Origin of the sequence: Parabacteroides sp. AF48-14, assembly GCF_003477465.1 — a bacterium.
Lineage (GTDB): Bacteria > Bacteroidota > Bacteroidia > Bacteroidales > Tannerellaceae > Parabacteroides > Parabacteroides acidifaciens.
On record NZ_QUDI01000022.1, the window covers coordinates 65,079 to 83,271 of the forward strand.

The following is an 18,193-nucleotide window of genomic DNA, read 5'->3' on the forward strand; positions in this document are numbered from 1 at the left end:
AAGAAACAATGAATACAACAATTATAAGAAACATTGGATGCGGATTACTTTTGTTAGGAGCGACAGCATGTTCTGACTATCTTGAAAAAGAGGCTTTCGACATCATCACTCCTGAACAGGTTTGGAAAGATCCTAAATTGATCAACGGCGTAATGGTAAACCTGTACGACAACATGAACCTGGAAGATTTCAATTACTGGCAGCGTGACGCATGGCGTCTGCAAAACGCCTCTTCCATGTCTGACGAAGCACAGGGTTCTTTCCAGAAAGACCCGATGTTCGATAATGGGAATGCGACATACACGTATGAAGATGCCCTGTTTGAACAGAAATTCTCCGATCGTTATAAATTCATACGAAACTGCAACGACTTTATCAGCCAGTTGGAAGAAGCGACGTCATTATCCGATTCAGAAAAGAAGTTACTTTTGGCAGAATCCCGCTTCATTCGTGCTTTCCATTATTTCACAATGGTAAAACGTTATGGCGGTGTTCCTCTGATCACAGAACCGCAGGTGTATGACCCGAATAACCTGGAGGCATTAATGGTTCCGCGCGACAAGGAAGTGGATATCTACAACTTCATTGTGAAAGAAAGCCAGGAAGCCGCACAGGATCTTCCCGAAACAAGAGGTGCTGATGCTAAATACCGTGCCAATAAATATGTAGCGTTGGCATTGTGTTCACGTGCAGCCTTATATGCCGGTTCAATCGCCCGTTACGGAACGGTACAGCTGGATGGCCTCGTAGGAATCCCTTCTTCCGAAGCAGACCGCTTTTTCCAGACATCTTATGATGCATCCAAAGCGATCATCAATTCCGGCCAATATACATTGTACAACAAAAAGCCGGATAACAAGGCTCAGAACTATTGCGATATGTTCCTGAAAGGCAATGGAGACAACGGAGAATATATTTTCCAGAAACAGTATAATGTTGCCGGTGGCAAAGGACATGACTGGGACAAACGTAACGCACCTTTCTCTTACCGCGCAGGTGGTTGGGGTTGCGGTATCGCTCCGACCTTAGAAATGGTTGAGACTTACGAATATATAGATGGTTCCGAAGGTACATTGAAACTGGAAGAAAATGGCAAACCGATCCGTTATGACAAGCCTTATGATGTCTTTACGAATAAAGATCCCCGCCTCTTCGCCTCTGTTTATATGCCAGGTTCACCCTGCCAGACTACCGAGATCGAATGGATGAGAGGTATTATCGTTTCCGATAACGAAAGATATCCGGCAACAAGCCAGCCTGACGGCGGTAACACAATTGAAATCAATGGTGTAACATACAGTACATCCGGAAAAGACGGTGGCGCTGATGCAGGTGACGCTTCCAAAACAGGCTTCTATCAGAAGAAATTCTGGGACGAAACGTTGACTGATATGAACATGGGTAAGTCAGAAACTCCCTGGCCGGTTTTCCGTTTAGGAGAATTTTACCTAAATTTGGCGGAAGCTGCGATGGAGCTGAACAATTCTTCGGAAGCGCTGGAAGCTGTCAACAAAATCCGCGAACGTGCCGGTATCGCCTTATTGTCAAGCATCAATATGGAAAAGGTACGCCACGAACGCAGAGTGGAATTGGCATTCGAAGGTCATCGTTTCTGGGATATGAAACGCTGGAGAATTGCTCATCTGGATGCAAAACAAGGCGGATTGAATGGATTCAGAGGTACTGCCCTGTATCCTTGGCGTGATATTCGTGACGATAAATATGTATTTGAAAGAGGTTATAATTCACCCAAGCAATTGCGTATTTTCCTTGAAAAGAACTATTATACCAAGATTAATCAGGACGATATGAATTCAAATCCGAATCTGATTCAGAATCCGGGCTTTACTAATTAATCATCTAAATTAGAAATTTGATATGAAAAAGATAAGTTTATTATTGATGGCCGTTTGCTCATTATGCTTCACAAGCTGTTTGAGTGATCTGGATAATTATGATGCTCCAAACGGAGGTATCAAAGGAAAAATCCTGGATGCAGAGACCAACGAACCGATACCACTGCCGGTTCAGGGTTCTACCGGTGTTATTATTAATATGTTCGAGCAGAATACGGATGCGACACAGTCTGTCGATTTCTATGCAAAGCTGGATGGGACATATGAAAACTCAAAGCTGTTCAACTGCGATTATAAGATTATCGTAAACGGTCCGTTCGTTTCTCCGTGCGAAGAGTTTATCACGGTAAAAGGACAGACAACCCTGGATCTGAAGGCAACGCCTTATGCCAGAATCACAGCTTCAGCACAGGCTTCCGGCAAAAAGATCACCATCACTTACAAGGTGACTCCGACCAACAGCAGCTTTAACGTATCCGAAGTGTACGGCTACTGGAACTTTGCACCGGGTGTCGATAACGGAAGTGCGAACCAGGCTGGCAAGCAAACAGTCAGCGGAAACGAAGGTACTATCGTCTTCGATTTGGAGAACGATAAGAATTACCAGGACAATCTGTACAAGATACAGGGAAATGGTAATAAAATATATGTGCGCGTCGGTGCCAAGACCGAAAATGCGATCAACTATAGTACCATCATCGAAACAACTGTACAATAAATAACCTAAGGCACAGATATCCGGTTTTAACCGGATGTTTGTGCCCTTTTTATTCTTTAGAACATGAAAAGAAGTATCTTACTCATCAGTCTGGCTGTTTTACCTCTACTCGGGTATAGCCAAAATGATTTACCGGACTGGGCTTTAGGCGGGTTTGTCAGACCTGAAAAAGTCAATCCGATTATCACACCGAACCCGGCAAGCCAATTCGATTGCCCCATGCAGGGTAAAAAAATGAACTGGGAAGAAAGTGATGTATTTAACCCGGCAGCAACCGTCAAAGACGGTAAGATCTATGTCCTTTACCGGGCGGAAGACAATTCGGCCACAGGTATCGGAAAAAGGACTTCCCGCATCGGCCTGGCTGAGTCTAAAGACGGCATTCATGTACAACGCCGGAAAACGCCAGTCATGTATCCGGATAATGATAATGCGAAAGAATTCGAATGGCCGGGAGGATGTGAAGATCCGCGCGTCACGATGACGGAAGACGGCCTGTATGTGATGGCTTATACTGCCTGGAACCGGAAAGTGCCGCGCCTGTGCATCGCCACATCCCGCGATCTGGTCAAATGGGAAAAACACGGACCGGCTTTGCAAAAGCCTACAACGGACGTTTCAAAGACATGGCCTGCAAATCCGGCTCGATGGTAACACAAATAAAGGACGGCAAGCAGGTATTAGCTAAAATAAACGGGAAATATTTCATGTATTGGGGAGAACATATGGTCGCAGCAGCTACTTCAGACGACCTTGTGAACTGGACTCCGATATTGGACGAGAAGAACGAACTGGCAGCCGTCATCAGACCACGTCCGCAGTTCTTCGACAGCGCCCTGACGGAATGCGGCCCTCCTGCAGTCCTGACAGACAAAGGCATCCTGTTGCTTTACAACGGTAAAAACCAGAATAACGACAGCAAGCGCGACAAACGTTTCACGGCAGGCGCCTATTGTGCCGGCCAGATACTGACAGATCCGAAAGAACCGATGAAAGTGCTGCAACGCCTCGACGTCCCTTTCTTCCGTCCGATGGAGTCGTTTGAAAAGAGCGGTCAGTATGTCGACGGGACAGTCTTTATCGAAGGTTTGGTCTTTTTTAAAAACAAATGGTATCTCTATTACGGATGTGCAGACTCACAGGTGAGCGTAGCCGTTTATGACCCGGCAAAGAAAACACCAGGAGATCCGATTCCGAATTAAATAAGTAAATCATGAAAAGCATTATTACAGGAATATTCTTACTTCTGTCTGTCTGCTTTGTGCAGGCTCAGACACCCAATTATTATCGCAGTCCGGAAAAAATCTATCTGGACTCGAAAGACGGACATAACGGAGGCTTCAACTGGCAGATGTATAAAGCCGGAGAAGCCAAAGATCCGGCGGAGAAAATCTCACAACCGGGTTACCAGACCGGAGATTGGATGCCGGCAATCGTGCCCGGTACGGTACTGAACTCGCTCGTCCACAACAAGGTTTATCCGGAGCCCTATTACGGAATGAACAACAAATTGGATCAGAACATCATCCCGGACCTGGCAAAGGCCGGACGCGATTTCTACACCTATTGGTTCCGGACAGAGTTCGATGTGCCGGAAAGCTACAAGGACAAAATCGTATGGCTCCAGGTTGACGGTATCAACTACCGCGCCGAGATTTGGGTGAACGGTTATCTGCTCGGCAATATGTCCGGAATGTTCAAACCGGACTATATCAATATCACCGATTTCGCCCGTATCGGGGGCAAGAACGCGCTGGCTATCAAAGTCTATCCGGTCGATATGCCGGGTACGATCAAGCCGAAACGCTGGGGAGCCGTCGGCGAATTCCACAACGGTGGAGACGGGAACATCGGACTGAACACCACCATGCTGATGAGCGTGGGCTGGGACTTCACGTTCAACGACGGTATCCGCGACCGCAACACCGGTATCTGGAAAAATATCAGCCTCTACGCCACAGACAAAGCAGTTCTCCGCCATCCGTTTATCAAATCGGATCTGGCAAAACCGGGATATGACCTGGCAAAGGAAACAGTCAGTGTAGAGGTTGTGAACCCGACGCAAGGGAATGTCAAATGTACCGTCAAAGGTGAAATCGCCGGTGAAAACATCACATTCAGCAAAGAATTGAATCTGTTCAGAGGCGAGACACAGACTGTCAGTTTCACCCCCGAAGAGTTTCCGCAGCTTACGATCAAGAATCCCCGCCTGTGGTGGCCGCTCTTCAAAGGGAATCCGGAACTGTATGAACTGAAGCTGACCGTAACCGTAGACGGAAAGGTTTCCGACGAGACAAAAACACGTTTCGGTATCCGCGAAATCACTTCCGACCAGAACACGCCGGATAAATCCCGCCAGTTCTATGTCAACGGAAAGAAACTGTTCATCCGGGGAACCAACTGGATTCCGGAAGGCATGCTTCGCACTTCGGACGAACGGACGTATGCAGAACTCCGCTACACGAAACAATCGGGTGTCAACCTGATCCGTATGTGGGGCGGCGGTATTGCCGAATCGGACTATTTCTTCCAGCTCTGCGACGAAATGGGACTGCTTGTCTGGCAGGAATTCTGGATGACAGGCGACACCAAACATCCGCAAGATAAAGATTTATACCTGAGCAATGTGGAAGCAACCGTCAAACGCCTGCGCAATCATCCTTCGCTGGCCTACTATGTTTCCTCGAACGAAAGTACGGAAATGCCGGGAGCGAAAGACATGATTATGGCACTGGACGGCACACGTGGCTACCAGATGCAGTCGGAATGTGACGGCGTACACGACGGAAGCCCATACAAACAGGTTAATCCGATGCAGCATTACGAAAACACCGCCTCGGAACGCGGCAGCCGTGTCGACGGGTTCAACCCGGAATATGGCGCACCGACGATCCCGACTGTCGAAACCCTTCGGGAAGTGATGGACGAAAAGGATCTCTGGCCGATCAACAAGGAGGTCTGGGACTATCATGACGGCGGCGGCTTCCACCTGATGTCGACCATGTACACCGACTTGACCAACAACTACGGCGCTTCCTCTTCCATTGAAGAGTTTGCGACTAAAGGCCAGTTTGTTGGTGCCATGAACTCCAAATCGATCTGGGAAGTATGGAACTATAACAAGTTAGGATATGGCGACCGCTATGCATCGGGACTTCTGTTCTGGTATCATAACTGCCCCATAAGCCAGGTCTGCGCACGTATGTGGGACTATTCGCTGGAGCCTACAGCATCGCTTTACCATACACAGAATGCGCTGGAACCGCTCCATGCGCAATTCGATTATCTGAAAAATACGGTTTCCGTCTGCAACGACTACTACCAGGCTTTCAAGAATTATAAGGTCACAGCTGAAGTGTATGACCTCAACAGCAAGAAAGTATGGAATAAGTCGCAGGTTATCGACATACCGGAAGACGGTGTTGTAAACGACGTTTTCACGATCGACTTCCCGCAGAACATCACACAGGTTCATTTCATCAAACTGCGCCTGTATAATGAAAAAGGTAAGGAAGTGGCGAACACCTTCTACTGGCGTTCCAACGATAAGTATGAAGGCCGTAAGACACTGACCGGCCCGACTTCATCCGGTTTCGAGGATTTGTCGAAGCTGAAACAAGTCCAGCTGAAAACGACTTACAAGGCTTATCAGGAAGCTGACCGGCACTTTATAAAAGCAGAAATAAAGAATACCTCTTCGACGATCGCATTCTTTACTCAGCTTCAATTGCTGGATCAGAATAAAAAGCCGGTACGCCCCAGTTTCTATACCGATAACTTCTTCTCGCTCTTGCCGGGAGAAAGCCAAACGGTCATCATCGAAACGGCAACGGCCGATATGCCTTCAGAACCGCTCTTCGTCGTGAAGGGCTGGAATGTTAAGGCGGCGACTTACAAATGTAAATGATAGATTTGGCGGTCGGCATCCCTTCAAAAAAGGATGCCGACCGCTTTCCCAAAGAATGCCGACCGCTTTTCTAAAAGATGCCGGCATTTTTCTAATAGGGTATAATTTTTCTCCGAATAGCCACTTCAGTTGTAGACACCTTATCCTTACATTTTTTTAAATCCCCACTTGTCTTATAACTTAAATTGTTTCCGTACTTTTGCCGAAAATTTACAACTATGCCGACATTTTTCGTTGTCCTCATTAGTATTTATCTTGCTGGAAACTTATATATATTCAGAAGAGGGGCGCAGGCTTTGGTAGCTCAGCCTTTCGGTGTTAAAGTTCTGCTGGCCATACTTTTTTGGTGTGGGGCACTGTCTTTCTTCGGCAGTTTTCTGGCTCGGAACGTAAAGCTTCCGGTTGTCCTGGCCCATACATCACACGAAATCGGAAGCGGCTGGCTGGTCTTCACGCTTTACATGGTGTTGTTCCTAATGGTATTCGACATATTCCGGCTTTTCAACTTCCCGTGCAAATACGGGTTCTATATTTCCTTTTTCCTGACACTTAGCCTGTTAAGCTACGGATATTATAATTATCAACATCCGAAAACGGAAGTTATCAACATGGTTATCAACAAGCAGCCGGTTAATAACGAACAACCGTTGAGAGTGGTTTCCGTCAGCGATATCCACTTGGGCTACGGGACGGACAAGGAAGAACTAAAACGATATGTCGGGATGATCAATGAGCAGAAACCGGACTTGATCTTAATCGGGGGTGACTTGATCGACAACAGCGTCGTACCTCTGTATGAAGAAAAAATGATGGAAGAACTGGCAGAGCTGAAAGCCCCGCTGGGCATTTATATGGTACCCGGCAATCACGAATATATCAGCGGCATACGGAAAAGCGTACAGTTCATAAAAGAGACACCGATCCGCCTGTTGCAAGACGAAGTCGTGACGTTGCCCAACGGCATACAGATAGTCGGACGTGACGACCGCAGCAACAAATCCCGGTTATCTCTTCAAGAGTTGACGAAAAACATTGACCCGGCAAAACCTGTTATTCTTTTGGATCATCAACCATACAACCTGTCGGAAACAGAAAATGCCGGCGTCGACCTCCAGTTCAGCGGACATACGCACCGCGGACAGATATGGCCGATCAGCCTGATCACCGATCACATATTCGAACAGAGTCATGGTTACCGCCAATGGGGAAACAGCCATATTTATGTTTCCTCCGGACTGTCGCTTTGGGGGCCTCCTTTCAGGATCGGCACCGACAGTGAACTGGTCGTATTCGAGATTACCTGCAAATAGTTTGCTAAATGAGAGTTTTTATTCAATCGATAGTTGCACAGATATTACTGAATCCCTACATCTTCTGGAGAGGGTATCAGGCTATTCCGCCTAAAAAGAGCTGGCGGATTCCTTACATCTTGCTTTTTGTCCTTGAATTATCACTCTTCTTCTTCGGATTTGCATTCCGCAATGTACTGCCGGACCAGGTCATGATCACGATCCAGTATATTTGCAACACTTGGTATATTGCTTCCCTCTACATCACTCTTTCCCTACTGCTGTTGGAAGTGCTCCGGCTTAGCAACCGCTTTTTCCACTGGTTTCCCGGCTGGATCACGAGTCATTGGAAGCAAACGAAGCTGACTCTGTTTTTCGTGATTATCGCATTTGTCACCGGATTGATGTTCCATGCCTATCATGTCGTAACCCACCCGATAGTCAAAAACATATATATCACCCTTCCAAAAGGAAGCAGTGATCGCGACAGCATGAAGATTGTCATGATGAGCGACCTGCATATCGGGGAGGTTATCGGGAAAAAACTGGTACAACGTTATGTGAAGATGAGCAATGAACAGCATCCCGATATGGTCGTGCTGGTTGGCGACATTATGGATTACGAGTCGCGTTTTGCCGAAAAAGCTCATATAGAGGACGATTTAAAGCAGTTAAAAGCTCCGTTGGGGGTCTACATCGTTTATGGGAATCACGAATACCGTGCCAACCGTATGGCCAAATACCGCTGGTTGAAGAAAACGGGAGCAACGCTTCTGGTCGATTCTGTCGCCAGTCCGGATTCTTCGTTTTACCTGATCGGACGTGACGACTATATCAATAAGAAAAGAAAGCCGCTGCACACGCTAATGGCCGGACTCGATACGACTAAACCGATCATCGTGTTGGACCATCAGCCCTGGTCGTTTGCCGAGATGGCGATGAACGGTGTGGATTTAGGTTTGCATGGACATACGCACAACGGCCAGCTATGGCCTTATCCGCTCTTGATGAAGCTGATCTACGAATGCCCGTACGGTTACCATAAAAAAGGGCCGACGCAGTTTTACGTCTCTTCCGGCATCGGGATAGCGGGACCGCCTTATCGGGTCGGGACTGTATCGGAAATGGTTGTCCTGCATATCAAGTTTGCTCAATAACCATCCCCCACCCACTCAATCGATCGAGATCTGTTCCACCTCCACCGAATGACTGAGAAAGACGGAAGCGGCATCTGAAAACTTGGCGGCGGATTCGGTTGTCAGGAAGCGGCATTGTCCTTGCTTCGTCAACCGCGCATCCATTTCGGGATGGCGACGCAGATAGTCCTTCAGACTCGCAGCCACATATTCGCCTTGTGCAAACAGAGTAATACCGGAGGGCAGGAAAGCACGGATCTTATTCATCAGCAAAGGATAGTGAGTACAGCCCAAAACCAGCGTATCGATCTCCGGATCGACATGCAGGATATGTTCGAGGTGTTTCCTAACGAAGTAATCGGCTCCCGGCGAATCAAACTCGTTATTCTCGACCAGCGGCACCCACATCGGACAAGCTTCTCCCGTTACCGTGATATGCGGAAACATCTTCTCTATTTCCATGGAATATGAACCGGAAGAAATCGTCCCATTCGTTCCTAAAATGCCGATATGTTTACTTGTGCTAATCTGATCTATCAGCTCCACCGTAGGCCGTATGACACCCAAGACACGACGGTTCGGGTCCCACAGCGGCAAGTCTTTCTGCTGGATCGTACGCAATGCCTTTGCCGATGCGGTGTTACAAGCTAATATTACAAGCTGGCAGCCTTCATCGAAAAGCTTTTCTACCGCTTGCCGCGTAAAGCGATAGACGACCTCAAACGAACGCGGTCCGTATGGCGTACGGGCATTATCTCCCAGATAGATGTAATCATATCCGGGCATTGCTTCCCGAATCTTGTCGAAAATGGTAAGCCCTCCGTAACCGGAGTCGAAAATACCTATTGGGCCTGGAGCTGATGAAAACATGGAAGGAATTGTGAATTATAAATTATGAATTATATAGAGACAACAAAGGATGCCTTTCATAGAGAGGCATCCTTTGTTATGTATCGTAGCTATTTAATTAGTTAATACCTAACTTAGCTTTTACAAACTGAGTTGCATCGATAGCAGAGTTTCCGCTGAAAAGCACAATCTGCGGATCCAAAATATAGGTATATCCTTTTTCAGCCCCGACCGCATCAATTGCTTTTTTCAGTTTTTCCTGAATCGGAGCGAACAATTCACCCTGCTGCTTCTGATAATCCTGCTGTGAGATCTGAACGAAGTTCTGAGTACGCTGTTGCATATCTTCCAATTCCTGCATTCTTCTCATCTTGATATTTTCTGTCAATGAATCTTGCTGGGCTATAAAATCAGCATACTTCTTATTGTATTCCTCATTCATAACTTGCATTTCATTCTTATATTTTGCTTCTAAGTCAGTCATTTTTTTCTGCATATCAGCAAATTCCGGCATAGCCTGGATCACTTCCTGTGTATTTACAACAGCGATCTTAGATTCTTGAGCGAAAAGACTCAAGGGGAGCATCATCAACAAAAAAATAATCAGTTTCTTCATTTTCCTATAAAATATTACTTGTTATTAATCATATTCATATTTACGTCTTTAAAGCGCACAAATGTAAGCATTTATTTTGAATATCCTAATTTTATCAGGACTTCATTGCTTATATCGATCTTCGGAGAAGCGAAAATGATATTCATCGACGAAGCACGGTCCATCACCATCTGATATCCTTTGTCTTCGGATATCTCCTTGACGGCATTATAGATTTCATCCTGTATCGGCTTCATCAGACTTTCACGTTTCTTATACAACTCGCCTTCCGGACCGAAATATTTGCGTTTCAAATCCTGCGCTTCTTGTTCTTTCTTGACAATATCTTCTTCCCGTTTCGACTTCATCTCGGCAGAGAGGAAGACAAGATCACTCTGATAAGTCTTATACATGTTCTGCGCTTCCTGCTGAATCGCATCCACTTCGTTCTGCCATTTCTTGGAGACTTGGCTCAACTGCTCATTTGTCATTTCATAAGCCGGAATGTTTTTCAGGATATATTCCATATCTATTAAAGCAAACTTTTGTGCGTGTCCCGCAAATGTGCAAAGGAACAACAAACAGCTTAAGGCAATAATCTTTTTCATACACATGTCATTTATAGTTTTACCTTCTGACTGCAAAGATAAAAGAATTGAGTATTGAGAATTGAAAATTGAAAATTAATAAGAGACAATTAACAATTTAACAGACTTGAAAAACAAAAGAGGAAAAGCCCAAATACAAGAAAAGGCAACCGGATTCAACCCCGCTTGCCTTTTCTTATTAACTTTCAACTCTCAACTTTCAACTTTCAACTCTTTAAAATTCCTGTCCGATAATAAAGTGGAAGTTGCTACCACCTCTCTGAGAACTTCCGTCAGGACGATCGAAACCGTAAGCCCAGTCAATACCCATCAAACCGATCATCGGGAGGAAGATACGAACACCGACACCGGCAGAACGTTTCAACTGGAACGGATTGAAGTCTTTCAGGTCAACCCATGCATTACCGGCTTCCACGAAGACCAGACCATAGATCGTTGACGACGGTTCCAACAGGAACGGATAGCGCAACTCCATCGACAGACGTGAATAAGCATAACCGTAAGAGTTATATCCGCCATTACCGGCAATACTACCGTTTTCATAACCTCTCAAACCGATCGTTTCGGTTGCATATGTACTGGAGTAACCGCTCATACCGTCACCACCCATATAGAAGGTTTCAAACGGAGATTTCTTATACTTGTTGTAAGAACCTAAGAAACCGTATTCAACACGTGACATCAATACCGGCGTACGTTTCACTGTCAACGGAGCCAACGGAGAGAATATCTTCGCTTTGAATTTCCATTTATGATACTCGATCATGCGGAACTTGGCTTCATCCTGATCGCTCATATTCTTATAATCCTTGCCATCCCACAATGACCAGGGCGGAGTTGCCGCTACCGAGAACATGAACTGAGAACCTTTACGTGTGTACAGCGGGTTGTCGATAGAATTACGCTGCAAGTTCAACTCCAGGTTGATGTTATGACAGTTACCATTATTTACCAGGAAGTAATCCCAATCTTTCATCATATACAACTGATAGTTCAAGGTTGCCATAAACTGGAAGTAGTCATCCGGCCAGTTCAAACGTTTACCGTAACCGGCAGAAAGTCCGAACATCATAATCGACTTATCCGGGTCGTATGCCAACTCGTAGTTGCCATAATTATAGCCATAACCATAACCGCCGTAACCGTAACCACCATATCCGCCATATCCTCCGTAGTAAGGATAACCACCGTAGCCACCGTAACCACCATAACCACTATTATTACTCAGATAATTACTACTGATATCGGTCTGTTTGGAGAAATAAGCACTTACAGACAAGGTATTCGGGCGTTTGCCTCCGAACCAGGGATCCATAAATGAAATACTATAGGCCTGATAGTAACGTCCGTTAGTCTGGCCGCTCAGTGTCAGCGTCTGTCCTTCACCTTGCGGGATAATACCTTTATAAGTACTTGGATTCAGCAGGTTCTTCATGGAGAAGTTCGTAAACTTCAAACTCAACTTACCGATCACACCCGTTTGTCCCCAACCGGCGGAGAACTCGATCTGGTCGTTTGCTTTAGATACCAGGTTATATTGGATATCCACCGTTCCATTGTCAGGATCAGGCAGTGGCTGCGGTACCAGGTTTTCCGGGTCGAAGTGTCCCATCTGCGCAATTTCACGGGTTGAACGCATCAAGTCTTCGCGGCTAAACAACATACCCGGTTTCGTACGAAGCTCACGGCGAACGATATCTTCATACAAGCGGTCGTTACCATTGATGATAACACGGTTGATAGTAGCCTGCGGTCCTTCCTGGATACGGATTTCCAAAGAAATAGAGTCGTTATCGACATCCACTTCCACCGGATCGGCGCCAAAGAAGATATAACCATTGTTATAATACAGGTTAGAAACGGCATCATCGTCCGTAGTCAACCGTTCATTCAGTTTTTTCTGGTTATAAACGTCTCCCGGTTTCATCCCCAATATATAATTCAACTGTTCCGCCGGGTACTTGGTATTACCGACAAAAGATATATCTTTCAGATAATACTTGTCACCTTCTTCAACCTTCAGGAATATATCTACACGTTTATCATTGTAGTTCACAACGCTGTCTTCCACCAGAACGGCGTCACGATATCCCTTTTCGTTATATTTCTCGATAATGTGTTTTTTATCGTTTTCATATTCTTCCGATGTAAACTTCTTTGTGCTGAAAGCTTCCAGAATACTGCTCTTCCAGTCATTGTAGAGACTAAACTTTTCGTTCGTCTTCTTCATCGCCTTTTTCAAGTCACGGTCAGACAAAGCGCTGTTCCCTTCGAAATGAATCTGGTGGATCTTAGTCTTTTCGTTCTTATCGATATTGATATCGACGATAACTTCACCTTCATGTGCCAGGTCGTCCTTCTGAACAATTTCGACTTCCACGTTCTTAAAACCTTTTCCATCGAAGAACTTCTTGATCAGAGTGGTAGCACGGTCGATCACGTTCGGCGTTATCTGATAGCCTTACGCAATCCCAGACGGGCATCCAGATCTTCGCGTTCCCCCTTCTTGATGCCGTGATAGTTCACTTGTGAAACACGCGGACGTTGCTTCAACTGGATTTCCAACCAGATTTTATTATCATCGGTAATCTTAGTCGCCAAGATTTTCACGTCGGAAAACAAACCGTGTTTCCAGAAACGCTTTACTGCTGTTGTGATTTCGCTTCCTCCGGGAACGGTGATCTCATCACCCTTCGACAAGCCGGAAAAACCGATTAACACGAAATCATCATAATTCTTAATCCCCGTCACCCGAATACTATCGATGATATACTTCTTGGGAGGTGACGAATAAGAAATGACCGGCACATCTGCCGGTTCTTCAACCTTGGTAGTGTCAGTTTCCTGAGCGAATGCCCCGCAGGCAAATCCCAGAAAAATAAAAAACAGCACTATTCTTTTGTACATATAACAGCTATTGTTATAAGATTAATTGCTCACTTGTCTTACCGAAACGCCGTTCGCGCTGCTGGTAATACAATATAGCTCCATACAACTCTTCTTCTCTAAAATCCGGCCAATACACATCGGTAAAAAAGAATTCGGCGTACGACAACTGCCAAAGCAGGAAGTTGCTGACGCGTTGTTCCCCTCCGGTACGGATCAACAGATCCGGATCGGGTATACCTTTAGTAGTCAGGTGTTCCGAGACGACGGCCTCGGTTATATCGTTGGGGTTTATTTTCTTCTCAACAGCATCTTGTGCCAGACGTTTCACAGCTTCGGTAATTTCCCAACGGGCCGAATAGCTTAAAGCCAATATAAGCGTAGTGCCTGTATTGGCCGAAGTCTGTGCAATGCAGTCCAGCAAGGTGGCATGCGCATCTGCCGGCAGGCGATCCAGATTGCCGATTGCCATCAACCGGACATTATTTTTCATCAAGTCGGGAGTTTCTCGGTGAATAGCCGAAACCAACAGGCTCATCAAGGCCTGGACTTCCGCCTCGGGACGATTCCAGTTTTCCGTCGAAAACGTGTACATCGTCAGATATTTCAAACCCACCGTCGTAGCAGCTTCCACGACTTTACGAACAGAGACAACGCCCTCCTGATGCCCAAAGCTGCGGTCTTTTCCCTTTGCTTTGGCCCAGCGTCCGTTGCCGTCCATAATAATCGCCACATGCTGCGGCAAGCGTTCTTTGTCTATTTGTTCAATCAACGACATAGTGTCTTCATCTGTAACTACTGTATATTATCTATATTCTTTGCATTGTTACAGGTTTTACAACGAGGGCCGAAGTCCCAGGTTACAGTAAACAATAAAAAAGAATACCAATCTTTATTCTTTAAAAAACTACCTTTCATATGGTAGGGATCATCCAGAAACGCATTGTTATCGTCCGTCACGTCCAGGCCGTCGCCAAACAACTTACGGAACGAGAACTCACATCCTAAGTTGAGCCTTTCTTTAATCTTATACTTTGCACCGACGCCCAACGGTATGTTCGGACCTGCAAAAGTCTTCCCGCTACCCGGTGCCACCGTTACGCCCAATCCCATAAAAATATAAGGAGTGAAACGTTTTGCATTCGCATAAGCGAACTTATCGCTGTACGGAAAGAAGTTAAATTCCATCTGTCCGCCCAACTCTATCAGGCTACGGCTGAAAGAAGCCTGTGCATTATCCGGAAAAACATTTTTCTGTCCTTCCGTCGTACCCGAGACCTGCCCCCACATCATATTGGCCTTAAACGCCCATCTGAAATTGGCATTATAGCGAAAGACGGCTCCGAATGCAGGGTTCAACCCCTTAAAAAAAGCATTCTTATTGACGTCGCCCATATAAAAGGCTCCGCCGGCCATCCCGCCGATCTCGTATTTATATTCTTGTGCGTGAAGCCCGGTCAAACAACCGGTCAAAAGGACTAATATGAATATACGCTGAAAGAAAGTTGAAGTCATAATACGTTATTGTTATAATCTATACCTTCTTTTCTAACGCTAAATAGCTCATAAAATTATACGTCCCTTCACGAACTTTCTCAGTGTTTAAAACCCAGGCGGTTGATACGGCCGCGCCAGATTTGGTTCAATACATCCGAATTGTTAGTTTCTTTTCCGCCGAAAAGATACATATAATCGTTCTCATCCACATAGATAGAAGAGAATCCTCTTGCTTTAAATTCCGGCGGCATGACCACCAGCGTATCCGAAACGTTCCAGGTTACGCCACCGTCGCGTGACAGGTAAATATCGGAAGATGCCTTACCCGCTTCATTGATACCGCTCAACATAAAGAATTTATCGTCATATTCGGTAACAGCAACACCCTCCTGTTTATCAAAAGGAGTCGCCTCTTCATCCGTCAGCATCGCCCAGACCTGCCCGTTTTCGGTAGACCAGGCTGCATTTGTCAGCTTGTTATCTTTATCTCTTCCAGCAACCACCAGCAGGCGGGCACGGTACATCGAATTATAGGAAAGATTACCAAAACCGGTCAAAGGGAAACCTTCGTTCAGAAGCGTACCATCCGTCCATTCCATCTCCTTATCCATAGAGGCATAAATGAATGAACCGTTTTTCTCTACAACAGTTGCAAGCGCAGACGGCTGTTTTCCTGTAATCGTATAATCGTCACTGGTTTTAATCGCCCCTAAAAGAGCTTTGACCACCGGAGTGTTTTCCATTAGCGTCCATGCCTGACCATCGGCAGAGCGATAAAGGGCGCCCTTCGTCGTCACCGCATAAAACGCATCTTCATAAGCCGTAATCTGCGACAAACGCACTTCCCCGGCAGGAAGCCCCGTAACCGTCAGTTCCGTCCAGTTCCGTCCGTCCGACACTGCCGAACGATACAACTGATAACCTTCACTTGCGTTTACAGGTTGTGCATACATATAATATGATTCGTTATCACCTTCGCCGAATACAACCACTTTCTCTTCTTTGACGGCCGCGGCAGGAATGCCTTCCTTGTATATGCCCCAAGCCATAGAATCCGGAACAACCTGATGGATATTGACTTGTGCAAGATAAGTCTTTGTCGTCTCACCATCCCACAAAGTATTGACAAATTTCACCGGCTTGGAGAAGTCCAGCGAATCCTCCGTATTCCAGAAAATCGTATCACCGATTGCTTCCTGCATAACCTGACAGGTGTACACAGTTGAAGCCAGCCGGACCTTGCAGATTACTTTTTCATCCAGCTTTGTTCCATAAGGCATGGAGTCTATATTGAAGATGCGCCCACTTATCTGGTCGATTGTAAATATGACATTCGACAATTCTGGAATGGAATCGTTCGACAAAGAAAAAGATAGAATCTGACAATCTCTACTCAACTCATATTCATTATCGTCCGAACCAAGGCAAGAAGACAATAACAAAGCACAACATCCAGCTATAAACAGTACTATTCTATTTTTCATCAAAAAATTAGTTTGTTGTATATAAAGGCACAAAAGTAGAAACATTTTTTGCTTTATACCTCATATAGGGGAATATTTATAATATTTTAGTGTCGTTACGGAATTATAAGGTCCTTTTCAAACTTGTCGGCGCCAGGTTTCTAAAAGATGCCCGTCCCGCACTTCCGAACCGCTTAAAACACCGGCTACGACAGGCGCTTTTACCCCCTCGCCCAGCACCACCGGAGCCGTTTCAATCCAAGCTTCATCCCACAAACCGGCATCCAAAAAGCTTTTCAGCAAGGCGGCGCCTCCTTCGACCATCAGCGAATCCAGCTTCCAATTATATAAATAATGTAAGACCTGAGACAGCACATCCCGGCTGAAATCAATCCGAACATACTCCACATTCGGACGGTTCACGGCTTCTTCGGACGTAAAAATAACCGTACGGACCGTGCCGTCCAACAAAGGCGAACCTGCCGGCAACTTCAATGTCCGGTCCAGCACGATCCGGACCGGCGAATTACCGGCCCAATGCCGCACCGTCAACGACGGGTTATCCAGTAAAGCCGTGCGCGTCCCGACCATGATAGCCGCAACCTCCGCACGAAGCCGGTGAACGCGGCGAAGAGTTTCGACCGATGAAAGGACAACCGGACGCACACTTGCATCTTTCCGTGCGATGTCCATAAAGCCGTCCGCACTCTGAGCCCATTTCAGATAAATGTAAGGACGCCCGAGAAGTTGGAATGTCATAAAAGCCGGATTCAAAGCACGGGCTTCCTCTTCCAAAACACCGGTCACGACTTCGACGCCTGCTTCACGCAACATCCGCACTCCACGTCCCGAAACAGCCGGGAACGGGTCCAGACAACCGACTACGACACGTGGAATACCTTTCTTGATAATCAACTCCGCACAGGGAGGCGTTTTTCCATAATGGGAACAAGGTTCGAGGCTCACATAAATAGTAGACTCCCGAAGCAACGCTTCGTCCTGTACGGAAGCCACCGCATTGACCTCGGCATGCGCTTCCCCGCATTTGCGATGAAAGCCTTCCCCGATAATCTTCCCGTCATGCACAATCACAGCGCCGACCATCGGATTTGGAGTCGTATTCCCCGCTCCGCCACGCGCCAGCTCGATGCAACGGGCCATATATTTTTCTTCTACAATCATCTTATACGCATTTCAACGAACAAAGATAAGAAAGTTATTTGGTTTGCAGGAAACTTGTTTATGAAGACGTCATTAAACAAGCGTGAAGATCCGAACTCGTCAAGATCGCCTGCGAAATGGTATTGCAGTACTTCATGGGGGTATAGTGCCGTAAAGGAATGAATAACCCGGCAGATAGAATGAACGATGCGGAATGTGTGCCCCCTC

12 protein-coding genes and 2 pseudogenes are annotated in these 18,193 nt (G+C 46.2%); 6 read left to right on the top strand and 8 right to left on the bottom strand.

All coding sequences use genetic code 11. From position 1 onward, the window contains the following. The first annotated feature begins 8 nt into the window (after positions 1-8). From DW083_RS11805 to DW083_RS11830, 6 genes and pseudogenes are all read left to right on the top strand, one after another. On the top strand, positions 9-1,856 hold the full coding sequence (locus tag DW083_RS11805) for a RagB/SusD family nutrient uptake outer membrane protein (RefSeq protein ID WP_122332493.1): 1,848 nt from the start codon (positions 9-11) through the stop codon (positions 1,854-1,856). A gap of 22 nt (positions 1,857-1,878) precedes the next feature. Further along, positions 1,879-2,574, top strand: a complete 696-nt coding sequence (locus DW083_RS11810; RefSeq protein ID WP_233547655.1) for a DUF3823 domain-containing protein — start codon at positions 1,879-1,881, stop codon at positions 2,572-2,574. A 63-nt stretch (positions 2,575-2,637) separates the two neighbouring features. Beyond that, positions 2,638-3,776: pseudogene (locus DW083_RS11815) on the top strand (glycoside hydrolase family 130 protein). Positions 3,777-3,787: 11 nt separating this feature from the next. Next, a complete protein-coding gene (locus DW083_RS11820; RefSeq protein ID WP_122332495.1) occupies positions 3,788-6,481 on the top strand; it encodes a sugar-binding domain-containing protein in 2,694 nt (897 codons plus the stop codon). Positions 6,482-6,699: 218 nt separating this feature from the next. After that, positions 6,700-7,791 (top strand): metallophosphoesterase, encoded by a 1,092-nt coding sequence (locus DW083_RS11825; RefSeq protein WP_122332496.1) that lies wholly within the window; start codon positions 6,700-6,702, stop codon positions 7,789-7,791. 8 nt (positions 7,792-7,799) lie between these two features. After that, positions 7,800-8,927 carry a metallophosphoesterase gene (locus DW083_RS11830; protein WP_122332497.1) on the top strand — a complete coding sequence of 376 codons (1,128 nt, stop codon included), beginning with the start codon at positions 7,800-7,802 and terminating at the stop codon, positions 8,925-8,927. Positions 8,928-8,942: 15 nt separating this feature from the next. On the opposite strand, the gene murI is transcribed toward DW083_RS11830, so the two are convergent. The 8 genes and pseudogenes from murI to ribD all read right to left on the bottom strand — a co-directional run bounded on the left by murI (position 8,943) and on the right by ribD (position 17,986). Further along, positions 8,943-9,776 carry a glutamate racemase gene (gene murI, locus DW083_RS11835; protein ID WP_122332498.1) on the bottom strand — a complete coding sequence of 278 codons (834 nt, stop codon included), beginning with the start codon at positions 9,774-9,776 and terminating at the stop codon, positions 8,943-8,945. Between the two features lie 97 nt (positions 9,777-9,873). Then, positions 9,874-10,371 carry an OmpH family outer membrane protein gene (locus DW083_RS11840; RefSeq protein WP_115501111.1) on the bottom strand — a complete coding sequence of 166 codons (498 nt, stop codon included), beginning with the start codon at positions 10,369-10,371 and terminating at the stop codon, positions 9,874-9,876. Positions 10,372-10,442: 71 nt separating this feature from the next. Continuing rightward, the gene (locus tag DW083_RS11845) at positions 10,443-10,958 is read right to left on the bottom strand and encodes an OmpH family outer membrane protein (protein ID WP_115501110.1); all 516 of its coding nucleotides are present in this window, start codon (positions 10,956-10,958) and stop codon (positions 10,443-10,445) included. A gap of 214 nt (positions 10,959-11,172) precedes the next feature. Continuing rightward, positions 11,173-13,865: pseudogene (locus DW083_RS11850) on the bottom strand (outer membrane protein assembly factor). 13 nt (positions 13,866-13,878) lie between these two features. Next, a complete protein-coding gene (locus tag DW083_RS11855; protein ID WP_115501108.1) occupies positions 13,879-14,622 on the bottom strand; it encodes an isoprenyl transferase in 744 nt (247 codons plus the stop codon). Between the two features lie 17 nt (positions 14,623-14,639). Beyond that, positions 14,640-15,359, bottom strand: coding sequence for a DUF6089 family protein (locus DW083_RS11860; protein WP_115501107.1), 720 nt, complete (start codon positions 15,357-15,359; stop codon positions 14,640-14,642). Positions 15,360-15,439: 80 nt separating this feature from the next. Then, complete coding sequence (locus DW083_RS11865; protein ID WP_233552174.1) at positions 15,440-16,825, bottom strand: DUF6242 domain-containing protein; 1,386 nt, start codon at positions 16,823-16,825, stop codon at positions 15,440-15,442. A 117-nt stretch (positions 16,826-16,942) separates the two neighbouring features. Continuing rightward, on the bottom strand, positions 16,943-17,986 hold the full coding sequence (gene ribD, locus DW083_RS11870; protein WP_122332500.1) for a bifunctional diaminohydroxyphosphoribosylaminopyrimidine deaminase/5-amino-6-(5-phosphoribosylamino)uracil reductase RibD: 1,044 nt from the start codon (positions 17,984-17,986) through the stop codon (positions 16,943-16,945). Between the last annotated feature and the right edge of the window lie 207 nt (positions 17,987-18,193).